14 protein-coding genes and 2 pseudogenes are annotated in these 19373 nt (G+C 60.4%); 13 read left to right on the top strand and 3 right to left on the bottom strand.

Annotated features, from left to right (window positions below; translation table 11 throughout):
• Positions 1–37: 37 nt before the first annotated feature.
• The 9 genes from AC4P1R_RS22270 to AC4P1R_RS22230 all read left to right on the top strand — a co-directional run bounded on the left by AC4P1R_RS22270 (position 38) and on the right by AC4P1R_RS22230 (position 12680).
• Complete coding sequence (locus tag AC4P1R_RS22270) at positions 38–973, top strand: tripartite tricarboxylate transporter substrate binding protein (RefSeq protein WP_492177881.1); 936 nt, start codon at positions 38–40, stop codon at positions 971–973.
• 160 nt (positions 974–1133) lie between these two features.
• Positions 1134–1673 (top strand): tripartite tricarboxylate transporter TctB family protein, encoded by a 540-nt coding sequence (locus AC4P1R_RS22265; protein ID WP_492177880.1) that lies wholly within the window; start codon positions 1134–1136, stop codon positions 1671–1673.
• A 7-nt stretch (positions 1674–1680) separates the two neighbouring features.
• The gene (locus tag AC4P1R_RS22260) at positions 1681–3180 is read left to right on the top strand and encodes a tripartite tricarboxylate transporter permease (RefSeq protein ID WP_492177879.1); all 1500 of its coding nucleotides are present in this window, start codon (positions 1681–1683) and stop codon (positions 3178–3180) included.
• Entirely contained in the window at positions 3173–4450 is a 1278-nt protein-coding gene (locus AC4P1R_RS22255; RefSeq protein ID WP_492177878.1) for an aspartate aminotransferase family protein, read from the top strand. Before AC4P1R_RS22260 ends, AC4P1R_RS22255 begins: the two co-directional genes overlap by 8 nt.
• Positions 4447–5379, top strand: a complete 933-nt coding sequence (locus tag AC4P1R_RS22250) for a phosphotransferase enzyme family protein (RefSeq protein ID WP_492177877.1) — start codon at positions 4447–4449, stop codon at positions 5377–5379. Before AC4P1R_RS22255 ends, AC4P1R_RS22250 begins: the two co-directional genes overlap by 4 nt.
• 22 nt (positions 5380–5401) lie before the next feature.
• Positions 5402–6646, top strand: coding sequence for a Tm-1-like ATP-binding domain-containing protein (locus tag AC4P1R_RS22245; protein WP_492177876.1), 1245 nt, complete (start codon positions 5402–5404; stop codon positions 6644–6646).
• Positions 6643–7434 (top strand): SDR family NAD(P)-dependent oxidoreductase, encoded by a 792-nt coding sequence (locus AC4P1R_RS22240; RefSeq protein WP_492177875.1) that lies wholly within the window; start codon positions 6643–6645, stop codon positions 7432–7434. The genes AC4P1R_RS22245 and AC4P1R_RS22240 overlap by 4 nt, the downstream gene beginning before the upstream one ends.
• A gap of 586 nt (positions 7435–8020) precedes the next feature.
• Positions 8021–9670, top strand: coding sequence for a Glu/Leu/Phe/Val family dehydrogenase (locus AC4P1R_RS22235; protein ID WP_492177874.1), 1650 nt, complete (start codon positions 8021–8023; stop codon positions 9668–9670).
• Between the two features lie 37 nt (positions 9671–9707).
• Positions 9708–12680: a response regulator gene (locus AC4P1R_RS22230; protein WP_492177873.1), complete on the top strand. Its 2973-nt coding sequence runs from the start codon at positions 9708–9710 to the stop codon at positions 12678–12680.
• Between the two features lie 395 nt (positions 12681–13075).
• On the opposite strand, the gene tnpA is transcribed toward AC4P1R_RS22230, so the two are convergent.
• The gene (gene tnpA, locus AC4P1R_RS22225; RefSeq protein ID WP_492177872.1) at positions 13076–13468 is read right to left on the bottom strand and encodes an IS66-like element accessory protein TnpA; all 393 of its coding nucleotides are present in this window, start codon (positions 13466–13468) and stop codon (positions 13076–13078) included.
• Positions 13469–13637: 169 nt separating this feature from the next.
• On the opposite strand from tnpA, the pseudogene AC4P1R_RS22220 reads away from it, so the two are divergent.
• Positions 13638–13889, top strand: a pseudogene (locus AC4P1R_RS22220) (methyl-accepting chemotaxis protein); the annotation flags it as partial.
• Here the strand turns inward: AC4P1R_RS22220 and AC4P1R_RS22215 are convergent.
• Positions 13886–15889: an AI-2E family transporter gene (locus tag AC4P1R_RS22215; protein ID WP_492177871.1), complete on the bottom strand. Its 2004-nt coding sequence runs from the start codon at positions 15887–15889 to the stop codon at positions 13886–13888. The pseudogene AC4P1R_RS22220 and the gene AC4P1R_RS22215 overlap by 4 nt on opposite strands.
• Positions 15890–16096: 207 nt before the next feature.
• Here AC4P1R_RS22215 and AC4P1R_RS22210 point away from each other — a divergent pair.
• A pseudogene (locus tag AC4P1R_RS22210) lies at positions 16097–16303 on the top strand (methyl-accepting chemotaxis protein); the annotation flags it as partial.
• 183 nt (positions 16304–16486) lie between these two features.
• Complete coding sequence (locus AC4P1R_RS22205; RefSeq protein ID WP_492178817.1) at positions 16487–16702, top strand: TOBE domain-containing protein; 216 nt, start codon at positions 16487–16489, stop codon at positions 16700–16702.
• Positions 16703–16923: 221 nt separating this feature from the next.
• Here AC4P1R_RS22205 and AC4P1R_RS22200 read toward each other — a convergent pair whose 3' ends face one another.
• Positions 16924–18093 carry a Fic family protein gene (locus AC4P1R_RS22200; protein ID WP_492177870.1) on the bottom strand — a complete coding sequence of 390 codons (1170 nt, stop codon included), beginning with the start codon at positions 18091–18093 and terminating at the stop codon, positions 16924–16926.
• Positions 18094–18351: 258 nt separating this feature from the next.
• Between AC4P1R_RS22200 and AC4P1R_RS22195 the strand changes: the two genes are divergently transcribed.
• A complete protein-coding gene (locus tag AC4P1R_RS22195) occupies positions 18352–19305 on the top strand; it encodes a LysR substrate-binding domain-containing protein (RefSeq protein WP_492178816.1) in 954 nt (317 codons plus the stop codon).
• Positions 19306–19373 lie beyond the last annotated feature (68 nt).

Here is a 19373-nt window from a genome sequence, read left to right as displayed (position 1 = left end):
TGATGGTGATAATAATAAACCACAGAGGGAAATGTCAATGCTCAAGTCCAAAATCGCCTTGCTCCTGTTGGCTGTTGCAAGTCTCGCCAGCCCTGCCTCCGCAGAATACCCCGATCGCCCTGTCAGTTTCGTCGTGCCCTTTCCTCCAGGCGACCTGGAAGACGTCCTCACGCGTATGATTGCGGAAGATTTCGAAAAGAAGTACGGGGTCGCTGCCGCAGTTGTAAACAAGCCCTCCGAGGGCGGACCTTTCCCCGGCGCGGCAGAAGTCGCATCTGCACCTGCCGATGGATACACGATCGGCTCGTTTGTCGTCGATATCCCTGTCGTTGGCCCCGAGGTCGGCGTACCGGGGCTCAATCCGGATCCGTTCGAACCGCTGGGAATCTTCCTCACCTATCCCTTCGTGATTGCAACGGCATCGGATTCCCCGTTTTCGACAATGAGCGAGCTGGCGGAACACTCGAAAACCGAGCCGCAGCTTCTCGGACATTTCGGTTCTTTTCTGCTCCCGACACAGGCGACGCTCGCGGCGGCCAAGGAACTGGGCTTTGAGTGGGGCGGCGAGGCTTCTGCTGCGGCACTTGACTGCAATTCGCTTGCGTCAGGCGACTTCGACGTGATCAACACGACTATCCAGCAGCTTCTTCCGTGCCTGGACAAGGTGAAGATCCTCGCGACGATCACCGATACGCCAATCGCAGTCGTCCCCGATGCCCCGACGCTGGCATCAGTCACTCCGGACCTGAACATTTCCCTCTGGAACGGGCTGTTCGTGCACAAGGACACGCCGAAAGAGGTCCGTGAAAAAATCGTTGCCTCGGCAAAAGAAACGATGGCCTCGGACAGGGCGATGGAGCTCGCCAAGAGAACCGGCGCAATCGTCTATTGGATGGACGCCGAAGCGGCAAGCGCCCGCATCGCGTCTGACATCGACGTTTCCGCGCGCATCTCGAAAATGCTCGCTCAATAGATGTTTCTCAGCCCTGCAGCCGGCCTTCGTGCGATCGATCTACGAAGCATAGGTTAGCTCGCTGTTTGTCCGCAGTGCTTTATGATTTCGAGTGTCGGTCGCATCTCACTGCGAGCGACGGACACTCGATCGCGACCAATTCGAGACGGAGGTCGGCCAGATGAGCCCCCAAGGAGACAGTCATCCGCATGTCTTCCCCGAAAGTCGGAAGCCGGGCGAAATCCTCTTTGCGACCATAACAATGATCATCGCCGTAGCACTTCTCGCGGCCGTTCCGTGGCAAACGACCTGGCTGCCGGGAAAGGGCTTCGCGTCCCAACCGCGGTTCTGGCCGGTGCTGTCCCTCAGCGGCGTGGTGCTATTCGGCCTGCTGAATGCCCTTTCGAGGGGGCGTGTCACGCGCACCCCCGGTCGTTGGCAAGAGGCGGCTGTCTGGGTCCGCTCGCTCGAATTCATCGGCTGGTACATGCTGTACGTCGTTGCAATACCGGTGATCGGATATTTGCTTGCGACCATTTCCTTCTGCACGGGTCTAGCGCTGCGCCTGGGCTATCGCAGATACACAGTTGGGATTGCCGGCCTTTTCGGTCTTTTCGTCGTCCTGTTCTTCAAGACGGCCATGAATGTGAAGATACCCGGCGGAGCGCTCTACGAATTCGCCCCCGGGACACTTCGTTACTTCCTCCTTCGCTATTTCTGAGAGCCCTATGGACACTCTTCTTTCAAGTATAGAAATCCTGGCACGCTGGGACGTGATCGCTGCCCTAATGATCGGGTCGATCGGAGGGGTGCTTGTCGGCGCGATGCCCGGCGTTGGCGCGGCCGTGGCCATCGCGATCGTCCTCCCAGTCACCTTTTCACTCGAACCGATCGTCGGGCTGACCGCTCTGCTCGGTATCTACGGCTCATCGATGTTCGGGGGCGCCATTCCTGCGATCCTCGTCAACACCCCCGGCACGCCCGTCAATGCATTGACCACTTACGACGGCTATCCAATGACGAAGCGAGGCGAGTCACGGCGAGCCCTGAGCCTCGCCTATTCCGCATCGTTTTACGGCGCCGTTTTTTCCATAACCGCGCTCATGCTTCTTGCACCTGTGCTTGCAAAGATCGCGCCGATGTTCGGCGCTCGCGAAATATTTCTCGCAGCCTTGCTCGGCATCGTACTCGTCATCGTCACCCACCGCGGCCAAGTTTTACCAGCGGCAATCTTGGCGTTCCTGGGCATTTTCCTGCAAACCATCGGGATCGAATCCACCGCCTACACGCAACGGTTCACATTTGGTCAAACATGGCTTCAGTCAGGCGTCGATTTGATCGTCGTTGTGCTCGGTCTGTTTGCCATCAGCCAGGCCCTTGTCCTGGTTATGAGCCAAGACAAACCGATCAAACTTCCCGAGGTGGAGAAGACCGGCTTCTTCACGCAGATGCGTGAATTGTGGGTCTTCAAGCGCGTGGCAACGGTGGCTTCCTCGTTCGGAGTCGTATGCGGAATGATCCCCGGCGTGGGCGAGTTCATGTCGCAGTTCATGTCCTATGCCTATGCACAGCGCACATCGAAGACCCCCGAACGCTTCGGCAAAGGCAACCCGGAAGGCATCGTCGCATCGGAGGCGGCGAACAACTCCGTGCCTGCGGCAGCAATGATTCCACTTCTGGCGCTAGGCATCCCTGGCGAGGAACTCACTGCGATGATGCTTGCGGTGTTCTATGTTCACAACGTCATTCCGGGTCCGCAATTGTTCGCCCAGCATCTGGATTTCGTCTATGCACTCTACATTTGCCTGTTCCTGTTGAACGTCATCGTCGTCACTTTTCTGTTTTTTTCCACGACCTCGCTGATGAAGGTCATGCTGATCCCCAATCGATTCCTGGGCATCATGATTCTCACTTTCAGCCTGATCGGCGTGTACACGCTGCGCAACTCGCTGACCGACATTGCCATCGCGTCAGCTTTCGGATTTTTCGGCTTCATCCTCAAACGACTCGACTTACCCACTTCGCCAATCATCCTGGGCATTGTCCTTGGCAAGCTGATGGAGGATCGATTGAGGACCGCGATGGCGCGGGTACGAGAGCCATGGGATTTCATCGACCGCCCGATTGCCTTCATCCTGTTCGCGATGATTGTTCTCGCCATCGCGGCCCAAGTGTGGACCGTCGCAAGGAGCCGGAATGCATCGAAGAGAGAAACATCGAATGTCTGAGCTAGTTGCACGGCGCCGTACGCTTCTTGGCCCGAAAGTTTCAACATTTTACGATGATCCCATTCACGTTGTGCGAGGTGAAGGGGTTTGGCTTTGGGATGCGGACGGGCGCAAGTATCTCGATTGCTACAACAACGTCCCCCATGTCGGGCATTGTAACCCGCGCGTGGTCGAGGCGATCTGCAAGCAGGCAGCAACGCTGAACACACACACACGGTATCTGCATGAAGGCATCCTCGACTATGTGGAACGCCTGACCGCGACCTATGACGATCCGTTGAAGACCGCGATCCTGACCTGCACGGGCTCTGAGGCCAACGACATTGCACTTCGGATGGCCGAGGCCATGACGGGCAAGCGTGGCATCATCGCCACCGATGCCACCTACCACGGTAACACCACGCTGGTGAGCCATCTCTCCAAGAGCAATGTGCCGGCGGTCGGCTTCGGTCTGGGCCAATATCTGCGCCACGTCGAAGCGCCCGACAGCTACCGCATCGCCGATCCCGACGGGCAGCGCTTTGCCGGCAAGGTGCAGGAGGCGATCGACGATCTGGAGAAAAGCGGCATCGGCTTCGCGGCACTGATTGTCTGCCCGCTGTTCCTAAACGAGGGGTTTCCGACACAACGGGAAGGCTGGCTGAAACCGGCGGCAGACGCCGTACGGCGAGCAGGCGGTCTGCTGATCTGCGACGAGGTCCAGTCGGGCTTCGGTCGCTGTGGCAGTCACTTCTGGGCGCATCAGAAGCAGGGCGTGGCCCCGGACGTGGTCACCATGGGTAAACCCATGGGCAATGGTCATCCCGTTGCGGGTCTCGTCACCAGCGCCGCGATCATGGCGCGCTTTCGCAATTCGTTCCGCTACTTCAACACCTTTGGCGGCAACCCTGTGAGCTGCGCAGCCGCAATGGCGGTGTTGGAGGAATTACAGGAGAAAGAGCTTCAGGCTCACGCCGCGAAAATGGGCGCGCTAGCGCATCAGCGTCTGACGGAAATGGCCGCCAAGTACTCGATCATCGGCGACGTTCGTCAGTCCGGCATGGTCTTCGGCGCCGAGTTCGTGCTCGATCATGACAGCATGGAGCCGGCAATCGCTTTTGCCGATCACGTCGTCAACCAGATGAGGCACCGCGGCATCATTCTCTCGAAGCTGGGACGTCACAAGAACACCCTGAAGATCCGTCCGCCGATGCCTTTCGCGGAAGAACATCTCGACCTGCTGATGACGACTCTCGATGAGGTCATTGACGAGGCGGCGGTGACGATATGAGCAACCCTGTAGAGGCGTCCCTTGCAATTTGGGGATTAACGGACGCCGACTGCGAGTTTGTGGCAGGACGAGAGAACCGGGTCTATCGGGTCAGGTCTGCACAAGGCGATTTCGCACTTAGGATCAAGCGGCCTGGCTATCGAGAAATGGACGAGCTTGCCTCGGAACTGCATTGGCTCGAAGCGATGGAGGAGGCAGGACTGCATGTGCCGCGGCCGCTCCCGTCGCGTAATGGGCGCCTTCTCGAATGCGTTGACACGTTCTTCGTCGATGTCGTCGGCTGGCTGCCCGGTATTCCCCTGGGCAAGAGCCGTCATCCGCTCAACCTCGAAAATCGGCGCAAGGTCTTTCACGCCATCGGTGCGGAAATGGCCTGCTTGCATGCAGCCTGTGACGCCTGGAAGCGACCCGCGGGTTTCAAGCGCTGCCACTGGGATCTGGAGGGCCTCCTTGGCGACGCTTCGCTGTGGGGACGTTTCTGGGAGAACCCGACGCTTTCCGACGACACACGCCAGTTGTTCCTCCGCTTTCGGCAAGTGGCACGAGACCGGGTGGCCGAGCTCTCGTCCGGCCTGGATTACGGCCTGATCCACGCGGATCTCGTCCGCGAGAATGTCCTGCTTGATGGAGAGAAGGTCAAGATTATCGATTTCGACGACGGCGGCTTTGGCTATCGGCAGTTCGACATGGCGACCGTTCTACTCAAGAACATGTCCGAGCCGGACTATCCCGATCTGAAGGCTGCGCTCATTGATGGCTATGTCAGTCGACGAGCGCTGGACCATACGGGTCTCGATATCTTCATCACGATACGCGCGTTGTCCTATGTCGGCTGGATCGTACCGCGAATCCACGAAACAGGAGGTACGCTGCGCAATGAGCGCTTCGTTGAGGAAGCGCGGAACCTCTGTACTGCCTTTTTCGAATAAGCCCGGATTTCAAGGGGGAACCATGAGAAAGACAATTCTGGTCATTGGCACCTTCGACACCAAAGCCCCGGAACTCACCTATCTGATCGAGCGCATCGAGGCACAAGGCGGAGCAGCGCTTGCCATGGATGTCAGCATCCTCGGGGAGACGACATTTCCGGTCGCGGTCAGCAAGCACGATGTCTCTCAGGCGGCTGGCATGACAATTTCAGACTTGATCGCACTCGGCGAAGAAGGCGAAGCCTTTGAACGCATGAGTGCCGGGGCAGCGCTGCTGACCCGTCGTCTGTACGACGAGGGCCGCTTCGACGGTATGATAGCCCTTGGCGGCACGATGGGCACGGACCTCGCGCTCGACTGTGCGCAGGCCCTGCCGATCGGGGTGCCGAAGTATCTCGTTTCGACTGTTGCCGGCTCACCGTTGATTGCCGCAGAACGAATGGCGGCCGATGTTCAGTTCATTCTTTGGGCGGGCGGCCTGTATGGCCTGAACCCGCTGTGCAAATCGTCACTCAGCCAGGCTGCGGGAGCCGTGCTTGGCGCCGCCAGGGCAGTGGAGGCACCGTCTTTCGATCGACCGGTTATCGGCATGACCTCGCTCGGTTCCTCCTGCCTGAAGTACATGAAGCGGCTGCACCCGGAATTGATGAAGCGAGGATACGATGTCGCCGTTTTCCATACGACCGGCATGGGCGGCATGGCATTCGAACGACTTGCAGCCGAGGGCGTCTTTGCTTGTGTCATGGACTTCTCCCTGCAGGAATTCGTCAACGTTCAGCACGGTTCGCTGGTGAGTGCAGGCGCCGACCGGCTCTCGGGAGCAGGCCGCAGCGGAACGCCACAACTTGTGGCCCCGGGCGCTGCTGACATTCTGGATTTGGCCGGCTGGCAGGATATTCCTGACAGGTTCAAGAATCGCCCCTTCCATCAACATAACCGGCTCATCAAGAACGTGGCGTTCAATGCGGAGGAGCGGCGAGAACTCGCTCGCTCCATGGCAGACCGTCTCGCCTCGGCAAAGGGCGCGACCCACTTCATTCTTCCGAAAGGCGGTATCGAAGAGTGGGACCGGCCCGGAGAAGCGGCGCATGATCCGGAGGGATTGGAGGCTTTCACTTCCGAGATCGAGAACGCCATGCTCGGACGCGTCGAGATGACGGTTCTGGATTGTCACATCAATGATGCCCGTTTCTGCGGGACCGTGTTGAGCAAATTCGACGCATGGGTTGCGGAAGGCGTTGTACCGGCAGGGGGCATCGCGCAATGAGCGGGCGATATATGGGCAAAGTGGCGCTGATCTCGGGCGGGGGAACCGGCATCGGGGCCGCGACCGCGCGTCGGCTGGCGCAGGAGGGTGCAAGGATCGTGGTCATGGGGCGGCGCCAGGCGCAACTCGAGGCGGTAGCGGAGCCGATCGGGGCCTCCGTATTCGTCGGCGATGCCGCAGACCCGGCACAGACGCAGGCCGCAGTCGCAAGCGCGGTAGAACAGTTCAGTGGGCTCGACGTGGTGGTGGCGAACGCGGGTGGCCACGGTTTCGCGACGATCGCCGACACAACCGACCGCGATTGGGCGGATGCCTGCCGAGCGAATCTAGACACGGCAGTCGTCTTGTTGCGCGCTGCAATGCCGGAACTGATCCGCAGGAAAGGCACTAGCGCGGTTACGGCCTCTATCGCCAGTCTCGCGGCTCCGGCCAGCGCATTCGGCTACACTGTGACGAAGCACGCGCAGATCGGGCTTGTGCGATCCATCGCCCGTGACTTCGGCCGCGAGGGTGTTCGCTGCAACGCTGTCTGCCCCGGCTGGGTCACCACCGAGATGGCGGATGCCGAAATGGATCAACTGCGAGCGCGGCTCAACCTGGCTTCTCGCGAGGAAGCCTACCGGATCGTCACTCGCGACGTCCCGCTCGGGCGCCCCGCCCACCCTGACGAGGTTGCATCCGTGATAGCCTTCTTGTGCTCATCGGAAGCATCTATGGTCACCGGATCAACCCTTACCGTCGACGGCGGCTCGTCGATCGTCGATGTCCCCACTTTGGCGTTCGGCTGACAGGCTTATCAGGGCCGCGGAGTGTATCCCACGTCCACTTGATGTTGGTGTCGCTTCAAAAATTGAGAATGCGGCAGTTTCACCCAGGTACGGGCATTTAAAGGATGAGAATCGGGTGGATGGTCCGCAACACGGCCTTCATAACCGCACGAAACCAGCGGATTGCTCTGCAGTCTGTTTAGCGCGGCGATCCAGTTCGCACCGCAGAACTTGCTTGCCTCGGCAAGCGTGCGGATGTCTGTAGTGGGTCGATCTTTCCGGTTCCACCTTCCGTCCTGGAAGGATGGGATCCGGAAATTCGCCGCAACAGCGCCGAAGGGCAAGATTGCTCGCCAGCACCGGACATTGTAGTCGCTATGAGCGGGAGCGTTGGGTCGAACCGTTCCTCAGGAGCCTCACGGCTAATTGCGAAGGGGGTCTGTGCTTCGAGATTTCGAATGTATCACCGGGACTTGGGCCGTCTTTGCGTCGCGACGGATGCCACCACGCCGTCGGCTGATGCGACGCGGTCCCCAGACAGTCAAGATTCAGAAGTCACGACAAACCTGATATACTCGCGGGGGGGCCGTCCGGAGGGAGGCAAAGCATGAGCGATCAAATCGTGCGCATATTGCTTGTCGAGGATAACCCGCTCCACGCGAAGCTGGTCCAAACACTGCTCGACACCGAAATGCAGTTGCGCTGCGAGGTGATGGCCGTGGACCGCCTGGCCGACGGGCTTTTGCAGCTCGAGCGGGGCGCGACTGACCTGGTGCTGCTCGACCTGATCCTGCCGGACAGCCAGGAGCTGGAGACGCTGTTCAAAATCCGATCGACTGCCCCGGATGTCCCGGTGGTGATCCTGACCGGCCTCGACGATGTGAAGCTCGCGGCGCACGCGGTCGAGGCAGGAGCCAGCGACTTTCTCTTGAAGACCAGGCTCAACGGCGTGGCGCTCGACCGGGCAATCCGCTACACGCTGGCGCGCAAGCGCGCCCATGGCGGCGAGTGGGACTCGCCGATGTTCCGTCTTGCCCAGCAACAGTTCCTGAAGGCCGCCCAGATCATGAATCTGGATGACAATATCCGCCAACGGTTGCTGTTCCCGCAGCGCACGCAGGTGGTGTCGTTCCCGTTCTTCCGCGACGACCGCGCGCAGGTCGAGACGGTCTTTGGCTATCGGGTGAAGCATGTCCTGACCATGGGGCCGACCAAGGGTGGCATTCGTTATCACGAAGATGTCGATCTTGGCGATGTGGCGGCGCTGGCGACCTTGATGACCTGGAAGTGCGCCCTGATGCGGTTGCCCTTTGGCGGCGCCAAAGGTGGTGTGCGCGTCGACCCGACCGTTCTTTCGAAAAGCGAACTGCAACGGCTGACCCGGCGCTATACCGCCGAGATCATCGACATCATCGGGCCCGACAAGGACATCCCGGCGCCCGACATGGGGACCGACGAGCAGGTGATGGCCTGGGTGATGGACACATACAGCCAGCAGGTTGGCCATGCGGTTCCGGCGGTTGTCACAGGCAAACCGGTGGTGCTCGGGGGCTCGCTTGGGCGCAAGGAGGCGACCGGGCGCGGACTGGTCTATGTCATCGAAGCCGCGGCCGAGGCAATCGGGCTGGATCTGGCCAAATCGACCGCCGTAGTCCAGGGGTTCGGCAATGTCGGCAGCTTCGCGGCGCGGTTTTTGGCCGAGGCGGGGATCAAGATCATCGCCGTCAGCGACGTCTCGACCGGGCTCTACAATGCCGCTGGCCTGTCAGTGGATGCGCTCTTAGAGTATGTCGCCAAGAACAGGGTCCTGGCGGGCTTTCCCGATGCGGAGCCGATCTCCAACGCCGAGCTTCTGGAACTGGAATGTGACGTCCTTGTTCTGGCGGCACTGCAAAACCAGGTGACCGCCGAGAATGCCGAGCGGATCAAATGTCGGTTGCTCGCCGAAGGCGCCAACGGCCCGACGACGCTTGAGGCTGACGAGATCCTCAACGAGCGTGGAGTGCACATCATCCCCGACATTCTCGGCAATGCCGGCGGAGTGACCGTTTCCTATTTCGAGTGGGTGCAGGGGCTGCAGAACCTGACCTGGACGCTTGACGAGATCAATCACCGGCTCAAGGCGATCCTGCTGGATGCGTTCGCGCGCACGCGCCGCCGTGCGGAAGTTGACGCGCTGGACCTGCGTACTGCCGCCCTAATCGAGGGGATCTCCCGCGTGACCGAAGCCAAACTGCTGCGCGGTCTATTCCCGTAAGGAGCCTGAACATCCCACCGGGATGCGGAGGGATCTAATGACCAAGAGAACCGATATTGCTCAAGCGTCCCGCACCGAGCACACACTTGCGGAGCAGCTAGAAGCTACCCGGGCCGCACAGGCGCGGGCAGAAGCGGCACGCGACAGACTTTTGGACGGGATCGAGTCAGCCCTGGAAGGATTCGTTCTCTATGATGCCGACGACCGAATGGTCGCATTCAACTCGCGCTTCGAAAAGCTGTTTGCGCCGAGGGTCGCGCTCGGAATGAGCTTCGAGGATCTGATACGCTCCGCTGTGGAGCACGGGTTGACCCCACTTGGCGGACTCAGCGCAGAGGAGTGGGTTGCGCAGCGCCTGGAGCGGCATCGCAATCCTGGTCCTCCATTCAAGCTCAGGCTCAACAACGGAATGTGGATTCGCATCAGTGAGGGCCGCACCCGCGATGGCGGCCTGGTCGGTGCGTATACAGACATTACCGAGCTCGAGGAGCAGCGCGAGCATCTCGAGGAGCTTGTCGCGACAACCGCGGCTGCTACCGCGCGCGCCGAGGCGGCGCAACGGCAGTTGCTGGACGCAATCGAGTCGTCCCTGGAGGGCTTCGCGCTCTACGATGCCAGCGATCGGCTTGTGGTCTACAATTCCCGCTACCGAGATTTCTTTTCAGGACCAGAGCGTGTCGTTCTTCCTGCCGGACCATTTGCCGTCGAAACGCCGGGCACGCCGTTCGAGCTGGTGATCCGTACCTTTGCGGAAAGCGGCTTGTCGCCCCTCGACGGCCAGACGGTCGAGGAGTGGATTGCCCAACGCCTCGAACGCCACCGAAATCCGCGCGGACCCTTTAATTTGATGCACAAGGATGGAACCACCATCCGCGTCAGCGAGCGCAAGACCAGCGACGGCGGAACGATCTGTGTCTATTCCGATATTACCGAGCTTGAAGAACATCGCCATCGCCTGGAGGAATTGGTTGCCAAGCGAACAGCCAAGCTGGAGCGGCGCACGGAGCAACTGCGCAAGTCGCGTGAGGAGCTCGAGCGCGCCCGCGATGCTGCCGAGCAGGCGAGCATTGCCAAGAGCGAGTTCCTTGCAAATATGAGCCACGAAATTCGAACGCCCATGAACGGCGTGATCGGCATTGCCGAACTGCTCGAAGGAACCGAGCTTTCCGAACAGCAGCGCAGATATGTCTCGATCATCCTCCATTCCGCCGACACACTGATGGACCTGATCAACGACATTCTCGACTTTTCGAAAATCGAGGCCGGCCGGTTGGAGCTCGAGACGATCCCGTTCGTGCTGCGCGATACATTGGGCGATACCCTGCAAACGCTCGCCAAGCGTGCCGCCGACAAAGGTCTTGAGCTAGCCTGCCATATTCCTCCTGAGGTGCCGGACCATTTGACTGGTGATCCGACAAGGCTACGGCAGATCATCGTCAACCTTGTCGGCAATGCCATCAAGTTCACGGAGAACGGCGAAGTGGTGGTCGATGTCACGCTGGAAGGGCAGAGTGCCAACGGGGCACGCCTTCGGTTCCAGGTGCGCGACACCGGCATCGGCATCCCGGAAGCACAGCAGGAGCGAATATTCGAGGCTTTCGCCCAGGCCGACACGTCGACGACGCGGCAATACGGCGGCACCGGGCTCGGCCTGGCGATCGCGGCGCAACTTGCCGAGAAGATGGGCGGGCGGATGCAGATCGAGAGCACGCCCGATGCTGGCAGCGTTTTCACCTTCTCTGCCGATTTCCGGCTCGCTCCGGAGGAAAAGAAGGCACGCCCCGTGCGCGAGGCAGAATTGCGCGGTCGTCGCGCATTGGTAGTCGACGACAACGCCACCAATCGCCAGATTCTCGAGGAAATCGTCGCCAACTGGGGCATGATCCCGATCGTCGCGGCGGACGGTATGGCGGCGCTCAGCGCACTCGAACAGGCATCCGGCGCGCTGCCGGACCTCGCGCTTCTCGACGTGATGATGCCGGGGATGAGCGGCTTCGAACTTGCGGCCTGCATGCGACTGCGCCCAGGGCTCAGGGAGACCCGTATTGTCATGATGTCGTCCGCTGGCCGGCCAAGCGACGACGCGCTGCTGCGCAGACTGGATGTCTCCAGACTGCTGGTGAAACCGGTGAAACAGTCCGATCTCCTGAATGCGATCACCAACGCACTCGGGGTCTCTATGCGGGAAGACGAGGGCGAAGGCCCGGCCGGCGCGGCGCGCCTGCGGAGGGGCCCGGGGCTCACCGTGCTGCTTGCCGAGGACGGGGCGGTCAACCGGCAGGTCGCCGTCGATCTTCTGACGAAGCGCGGCCACCGGGTCGTGGCCGTTGGGAATGGCCAGGAAGCCGTTGAAGCGGTCGACCGTGAAGGTTACGACCTGGTGCTCATGGACGTCCACATGCCGGTCATGGACGGGCTCGCCGCGACCGCGGCAATTCGGGCGCTCGCTCGGCCCGAGAAGGCTCGTGTACCGATCGTCGCGCTGACCGCGAGCGCGACGGCTGCCGATCGCGAGCGTTGTCTCGCGGCAGGAATGGACGGCTACGTCACCAAACCATTTCGCGCCGCCGAGCTGTTCCGTGTCGTTGAACAATATGACTCCAAGCGGGTTCAGGCGCCGGAAGAACCGGTAACCGCCGTCCCAGCGCAGCCGTTGGCTGCCGACGCCTCGGTCCTGGATTGGGAGCGTGCTCTGCGCAATCTCGATCGGAACGAGGCGCTGCTGCGCGAACTGGCGGCAATGTTCGTGATCGAATACCCGAAGCTGATCGCCGCGCTCGATGCGGCTTATACCAATGACAATGCTGCGGAGTTGCGGCGTGCAGCTCACACCTTAAAGGGCTCAGCGGACGTGATTGGCGCCGATGGCGTGGTGACCGCCGCCCAGCGGCTCGCGGACCTAGGCCGCGAAGGCAAGCTTGCACCCGTTCCAGAGGCACGGCGCGCACTGGGCGCCGAGCTGGATCGACTTGAGCCGGAACTCCAACGAGCGATATTGGACGCCGAGTAAAGTAAAGCGCTTCTACTGGATTGGCCCGCTGGAAAGGCGGGCAGTCGCTGGATTCGGCCTAAACCTTATTTGCGGACCCGGTCACATGTATATGGGTGATGGAGACCGGTAGGGCATTCGCATCCCACGTCAACGACTAACCTTGTAAGGGCTCATGAAACCTTGATTCCCCGCGCGCGCAAGCTCCTTTTTCCATCCGCCAACGATTGTACCAGTCGCTCACAAGCCGCTTGGATGTGCGATCTGGTCAGTCGTGACAAAAGTTAGCATTCTTGCTACAGGCGACTCCATGCTCACACGCATCTCGCGCATCAGCGACAGGCCGAGAAAGCCTCTCCGCATGTCAGTATAGCCTGTCGCCAGCCAGACCTTCACACCGCTCGGGACGGGGATCATCATCGCTCCAACACATCGAGGATGCGGGCCAAGGCTTCGATGTCGACGTCACTCTCGACCCGGAGACGACGGCCATTGCCAAGTTCGATCATCATCATGCGTGCCTTTTTGCGCGGCCGGGAGACCGGCGGCGGCTCGGGCGGGATCGCCGGTGCTGGCAGCGCTTCGACGACCTCCACCGGAACGAGCTGCGGGACGGACGGCGCGGAGATTTGGCAGAGCTCCTTGCGCCAGCGGAAGAGCTGGCTCACCTGAATGCCGGCCGAGTGCGCAATCTTCGAAACGCTTGCGCCTGGCTCAAGCGTCGCCGCGACCAGCCGCTCCTTCTCCTCCCGAGACCAGCGCCGACGCCGCTCGACCGACGTAATCACCTCAATCTGATGCTTCGTCATAGGACTACTCGTAGTGCTTGCACTAGGAATTGTAGTCTTCAGCCTACGTCGGCAAGGCGGCCATCACCGGAGGGGTACTCGAATCCAGTCAAGGGCGCCGGACCGAAGGGTCGGTTTTTGGCCGGCAAGGGGGCTGCTGACCGGTTTGCGCTTGCAAAGGGGGCCGCACCAGACGCCGCAGCAGAATGCGGCAATGGTGGAGGAATCGACAGCGGCGACCAACCGGCTTGCCGACGAGGCGGCAAACCTAGCGCGGCTGATCGCCAGCTTTAAGATCGAGGCCGGTATGGCGGTGCTGCGCGCCGCTGGCAGCGGCAGGAGGTCCGTCGTCTCGCCCGCCCGCGCCCTCAGCCGCAAGCTCGCCGGCGCCTTCGGGTGCCGCGGGACAGCCGCAACAGCGGTCGCCTCCAACCGAACTTAGCCCGTATTCTGGCCTGAGGGGGAGGCTTTCTCCGCAGAGGTCTTCCGCTTACGTAAGTGATGGCGGGGGGCAATTTTCGCGCGCACAGCCTTCAATGGCCGGGCGAGCTCTTCGGAAAGCGCTTCACGGACGGACTCGGCGATTGCGGACACGACAAAGTCCGCTTGTAGCTCTTCGACCAGCTCGGTCCTTGACGCACCGTCCTCGTGCCAGAGCACGATACCGATGCGCGACATTGGCGCAATGCGCTTCAGCCGCCGCACGATGAACCTGGCATGTCGCAGCGAATCCTGGTCGAGAAAGCTCACGAGGATCGCATTGCGACCGGCGAAGGGGAGCCCTCGGATAGCGCCCGGCTTCAAGTCCCTATGACTCGCAGAAGCAACTTCCGCCCCCTGGACTCGGATGACCTGTGCCAGCATCGATGCAGTTACGTCGTCGAGATCGCCCCGTCCGCCGATGCACAGCACGGATTTTCCATCTCCAAGAGGCAAGTCGTACTGCTCGTCTCCATCACCGGTCTCTTCGCCAAACCCTTCTTCCTCCTCCTCCTCCTCCTCTTCTTCACTGGCGATCTCCTCCAGATTGGAGACGAGAGTGCGCGCACTCTGGGCGATCTGAGCCACCTGCGGCTCGGCCAGCGCGCCTCGCACTCGGTCGCGTTCCGCGAGCAGCAGCGCGGGTATAGCGACCGTGTCGTAGAACTCGATGAGGTATTTCTCCTCGAGCATCTCCTCCGCATTGTCGGTCGCCTCGTCCGGATCCCCGGCCAGCAGTCGCTGATAAAGCCGCTCCTTGGGGTTGAGCACAGGTTCGTTGCCCAACAGAATTTCGAGGAACTCGAACTGCGGGACATGGCGACCGAGCACCACGAGGCAAACCGTCAGCGGCGTCGACAGCACCAGTCCGACCGGGCCCCAGAGCCAAGCCCAGAAGATCGCTGCAACGATGATCGCAAGCGGCGAAAGGCCGGTCCGCGAGCCGTACAGCCAAGGCTCGACCACATTGTTGCTGACGAGCTCGAGGACAATGAACAGGGCCGCTGTCCATACCAGCAGGGCCCAGCCCGGAGCCGCGGCAAAGGCTAGAAACAGGGGAAGGCTCGCCGCGATGACCGGGCCGATATAGGGCACGAAGCGCAGCACAATGGCAAGCATTCCCCACAGGACCGCATTGGGTATTCCGAGCAACCAGAGACCGATAGCAAGCGGTATTCCGTACGCGATGTTCACCACCAGCTGCATCAGCAGGTACTGGCCGACCCGCGCGCCGGCATCCTGCAGGGCCTCGGTCGTGCGGTGCAGGTCTCCATAACCTACGAGCCGGATGAAGCGATCGCGCAGGTCCTCCCTTTCGAAAAGCATGAAGATGACGACGACAATGACGAGACCGGTCGTGGCGAGCGGCCCCAGCAGGGGATCGATGATATTCCTCAGGGTTTCGATCGGGCGTTCTGGAGAAAAAATCTCCACGAGCAGCGGCTTTGGCTCCGGTTCCGGTTGGGGAGACAGGGCGGTTTCGGGCTTGGGCCGGCTGATTTCGGTGGTAATCCTTTCCACGACGCGGCTCAGGCGTTCGAATACCTGGCTCTCCGCTCCCGCCTCCTTCAGAACCCTGATCTTCTCGATAATGTTGTACTGGTAGGTTGGGAGATTCTGCGCCACTTCACTGACCTGCACTGCGAGGACAGCGCTAAAAACGGAGAGAAACAAGAAAGCTGTCGCGACCGTGCCGAGAACGGCCACCGAGCGCGGCAAGCCGGCCCTGCGTAGCCGCGAAACCAACGGCGCCAGAGCAAACGTAAGCAGGATGGCGATCGCCAATGGAAGAAAGACTTCGCTGGCGAAATAGAGGACGGCCACCGTTGCTGCCGTCGCTGCAAGCGTTGGAAGCCGGGAAGGCTGCGCGATTGCCGCCGCTCCCGGCGCGAGTGCGACCTGCATCGATCGGCTAGCGGCTTTGACCTGATCCTGGTCAGCTCTCCGTGAAAACCTCAGCATCTCGACCCTTTCATCCCGCCAGCCTCAGACACCCTTGTGCCTCTCCGACGGGTCTCGGGCAAGATGCTCACCGCTCCCCGCCAAACGCTGGGTGACACCTACGACTCCTCCTGACGATCCGCAGGACCGACCTCGCCAGAGGCGAGATCAGCCGAGTGAAGGTGTGATTCACGAACTAAATACGTTACGTACGACCTGGACTTCCGAGACTTCACCCGCCGCATCAGCAAGGACTATGACAACGCCGACCTCAACCGCTTCGCCGGCCAGGTAAACGAACTGGTGACTTCCGTCGACCGCGGCGTCGCCGAAACCCGCCGGGTGATCTCGGCGCTGGCCGAGGGCGACCTCACCGAAACCATGCGCGGCGAGTTCCAGGGCGCCTTCGGCGAGCTGCAGTCCAACGTCAACCAGCAGGATTTGGCTGATGCGCGCGACGCAAGGTGCCTCGCACCGTTCAATCAATTGCTGACTTGCGCAGCCAAATGTATTGCTTTTTTGGTTGAAATTAAAGCGACGTTCAACTTTCGGAGATATTGGGATGAGCAGGTCGATTTTGATCTAAGTTGGTGAGGATGAGCGAATTCCAAAACAAAGCTGTTCGACTTAGAGGCCTGGTTCAGCGGCGAGCTGGCGGTCGCCGAACGGCTGGGCAGCCAGACCTACGGCTATGTCGAAATCGGCGAGGGACAGATGCTCACCGTCGAATTCCCGCGGCATGCCACGATCCGGGTGGGCGAACAGATTCACTTGCGCGGCAATCCGGAGACATTTCATCTCTTCGACGCCAGGTCGGGCCTCCGCCTCAACTGACCGGGACCGCCACGCAACCGCCGGACCGGGCATGGGGGTTGCCGTCCTCATTGAATGTGCAGGCCTCTGAAGCCAACCTACATGTCCAGCGTGACGCTGCCGCCACGAGAGTTCGTACTCCAGAAGGGTTCTGAGGTATCGACGCAAGGCCTCTCGTTCTCTGCCTGGAATGTCGCATAATGTATCGACTGGAACCTGGCCAGCTCTGTGCAGGTGCGACATCAACTGCCCGCGCCGTCGCCGAGAATGTCCATGTATGCGCGATAAACGAAAACCCTGCCGCGGCGTCGCCCGGTGGCTTCTTCGACAATGCCAAGTTTCTGTAGTTGGTCCAGCGCTGCATTCACGGTTGGCACCGTGAGTCCGCTTCGTTTCGCCGCGGATGCGGCAGTCAGATAGGGGCTCGTGCGCATGGCTTCGTGGATCTGGAGGACCGATCCTGTCCGCTCCGATTCCCTCACAATGCGTTCCCGGTCGTCCTCGAAGAGGCGTGCGATACGGTTGGCGGTCTCAAAAGCTTGATCCGCAGTCTCGGCCACTCCCTCCAGAAAAAACTCGAGCCAGGCTTCCCACGTTCCATATTCTCGGACTTCCTGCAGAAGCCGGTAGTAATCGGCCCGGCGCGTTTTGAAATAAAGGCTCAGGTAAAGCAGAGGTTGTCGCAGCACGCCCGCGGCGCAAAGGAAGAGCGTGATCAGGAGTCGGCCGAGGCGCCCATTACCATCCAGGAACGGGTGGATGGTTTCAAACTGGACATGGATAAGGCCCGCCTTGATCAGCGGCGGAATGCTCGGCGTATCCTCGTGAATAAATCTCTCCCAGTCACCGAGGCAGGTCATGACTTCATTCGGCGGAGGAGGTACGAACATGGCGTTTCCCGGACGCGTGCCGCCGATCCAGTTCTGTGAGGTACGGAATTCGCCGGGGCTCTTTGTGCCACCGCGACCGCTATCCAGCAACCGCTGGTGCATTTCCCGGATGAGGCGCAGTGACAGGGGCAACTGCTGCATCCGCTCGAGGCCGAACATCATGGCGTCGACGTAGTTCGAGACCTCGCGGATGTCGTCGACCGGCTCGCCGCTGAATGCTTCCGTCTCGAAGCGAAGGAGATCGGAAAGCGTCGATTGCGTGCCCTCGATCTGGGACGACAGCACAGCCTCTTTGCGCACGTACATGTAAAGGAACAGTTCCTTATTCGGCAGCAGAATGGAAACGCCATCAAGTCGTCCTAGAGCGCGTTCCGCCGCACTGAGGCGCGTCAACAGGCCAGTGATTTCGATCAGGGGAGTAGGGGGGAGAGGTGGAGGTATGAAAGCCTTTACGCGCTCGCCGCCAACAGCGGTCTCCACAAAACGACCAAGGCGTTTGTTATCAGCGATGTCGTTTCTCAATGCACTTTCCAGTTCGGCTAAGTCTGTCACCTTTAATTAGCATGTCGCTTTAATAAACGAAATGGCAGTTTCGTTAATTAACGGAGTCGCCTATTTTAGTCCGGATAACAGCTTCAGTTCGAACCCTTAAAGGCAGGGGCAGCTTAAGCAGTGTTGTTTGCAGGGTCTTCGGTTAGCTTCGGCTCAAGAAGATGTTTCCGCCGCGCCACCGTCACCGTGCTCGAGCTATCAACGATCGACCAGTTGACTTTTAAGCAAATGCGGCAAAGATCGTCTGATTGTTTAGCAGAATTGAAGCATTATTCGCTCGTGACTCCATTCCGATCCATCGCAATCTTCTATCACGTGGCCACGCTCAATTCGGTGTCCGCAGCCGCCCAGCAACTGAACGTAACGCCCTCGGCGATCAGCCAGCAGATCCGCGTTCTCGAGGAGCAGCTGGGAAGCACGCTCGTCGCTAAAGTGGGCAGAAAGATCAAGCTGACGGAGGCGGGCGAGCGCTATTACGAGCTGATATCCCAACAGGTCGAAGACATCATTCGGTCGACCGAGATGATGCGTGGCAATAAGACCTCCACCCTTCTGACGATCAGGGCGACGCCCACGGTTTCCACCAAGTGGATTCTGCCACGCCTGCCACGCTTCTTCGATGTCAATCCCCAGATCGATATCCGTCTCGACGGCTCCAATGAGCCGACCGACTTCAATCGCGATCTGGTCGATATCGAGATACGTCACGGAGCGGGACGCTGGCCAGGCCTCCATGTGGAACAACTCGTCGAGGAACGTTTCCTGCCGGTGTGCTCGCCGGCCCTTGCCAGTGCGCATTCGCTCTCGGCCACGGACATTCTGCAACATCGGCTCATCCATTCGGTGAAAGCGCAGATTCAGTGGAAGTCCTGGTTCGCCCATCAGGGCGTCACCCATGATATTCCTTCAAAGCGGCTCTTCTTCGACCGGTCGCACATGGTGGTGGATGCGGCGGTGCTGGGCATGGGCATTGCGCTTGAGAGCAATCTGATGATGGAGCGAGAACTCAAGGACGGCCGGCTCGTCGTCGCGGTGGCCAATCCCCCCGAGATGCGGATTGCGACCCAGTGGATTGTCTGCCCTTACACCCATCTCAGGCGCACGCGCGTCAAGCGCTTCATCGAGTGGATCAAGCGCGAGGCTCAGATCTGGTATAACGAAGATCGATCACTGATTGATTAGCTCAGCTACAAAATCGGGCAGATAATTTAAATTGTTCTGCGGGTCTCTTTGCCGAAGGATACCAGCGT

This window comes from Sinorhizobium sp. Y406 (assembly GCF_058732025.1).
This window is presented reverse-complemented; position numbering and strand designations above follow the sequence as displayed.

Bases quoted from the DNA above. Each gene is read 5' to 3' on its own strand.
- AC4P1R_RS22270 (WP_492177881.1), top strand. From the start codon at position 38: ATGCTCAAGTCCAAAATCGCCTTGCTCCTGTTGGCTGTTGCAAGTCTC.
- AC4P1R_RS22195 (WP_492178816.1), top strand. From the start codon at position 18,352: ATGCGGCAAAGATCGTCTGATTGTTTAGCAGAATTGAAGCATTATTCG.
- AC4P1R_RS22230 (WP_492177873.1), top strand. From the start codon at position 9,708: ATGACCAAGAGAACCGATATTGCTCAAGCGTCCCGCACCGAGCACACA.
- AC4P1R_RS22240 (WP_492177875.1), top strand. From the start codon at position 6,643: ATGAGCGGGCGATATATGGGCAAAGTGGCGCTGATCTCGGGCGGGGGA.
- AC4P1R_RS22245 (WP_492177876.1), top strand. From the start codon at position 5,402: ATGAGAAAGACAATTCTGGTCATTGGCACCTTCGACACCAAAGCCCCG.
- AC4P1R_RS22260 (WP_492177879.1), top strand. From the start codon at position 1,681: ATGGACACTCTTCTTTCAAGTATAGAAATCCTGGCACGCTGGGACGTG.
- AC4P1R_RS22250 (WP_492177877.1), top strand. From the start codon at position 4,447: ATGAGCAACCCTGTAGAGGCGTCCCTTGCAATTTGGGGATTAACGGAC.
- AC4P1R_RS22235 (WP_492177874.1), top strand. From the start codon at position 8,021: ATGAGCGATCAAATCGTGCGCATATTGCTTGTCGAGGATAACCCGCTC.
- AC4P1R_RS22265 (WP_492177880.1), top strand. From the start codon at position 1,134: ATGAGCCCCCAAGGAGACAGTCATCCGCATGTCTTCCCCGAAAGTCGG.
- tnpA (WP_492177872.1), bottom strand. From the start codon at position 13,468: ATGACGAAGCATCAGATTGAGGTGATTACGTCGGTCGAGCGGCGTCGG.
- AC4P1R_RS22215 (WP_492177871.1), bottom strand. From the start codon at position 15,889: ATGCTGAGGTTTTCACGGAGAGCTGACCAGGATCAGGTCAAAGCCGCT.
- AC4P1R_RS22255 (WP_492177878.1), top strand. From the start codon at position 3,173: ATGTCTGAGCTAGTTGCACGGCGCCGTACGCTTCTTGGCCCGAAAGTT.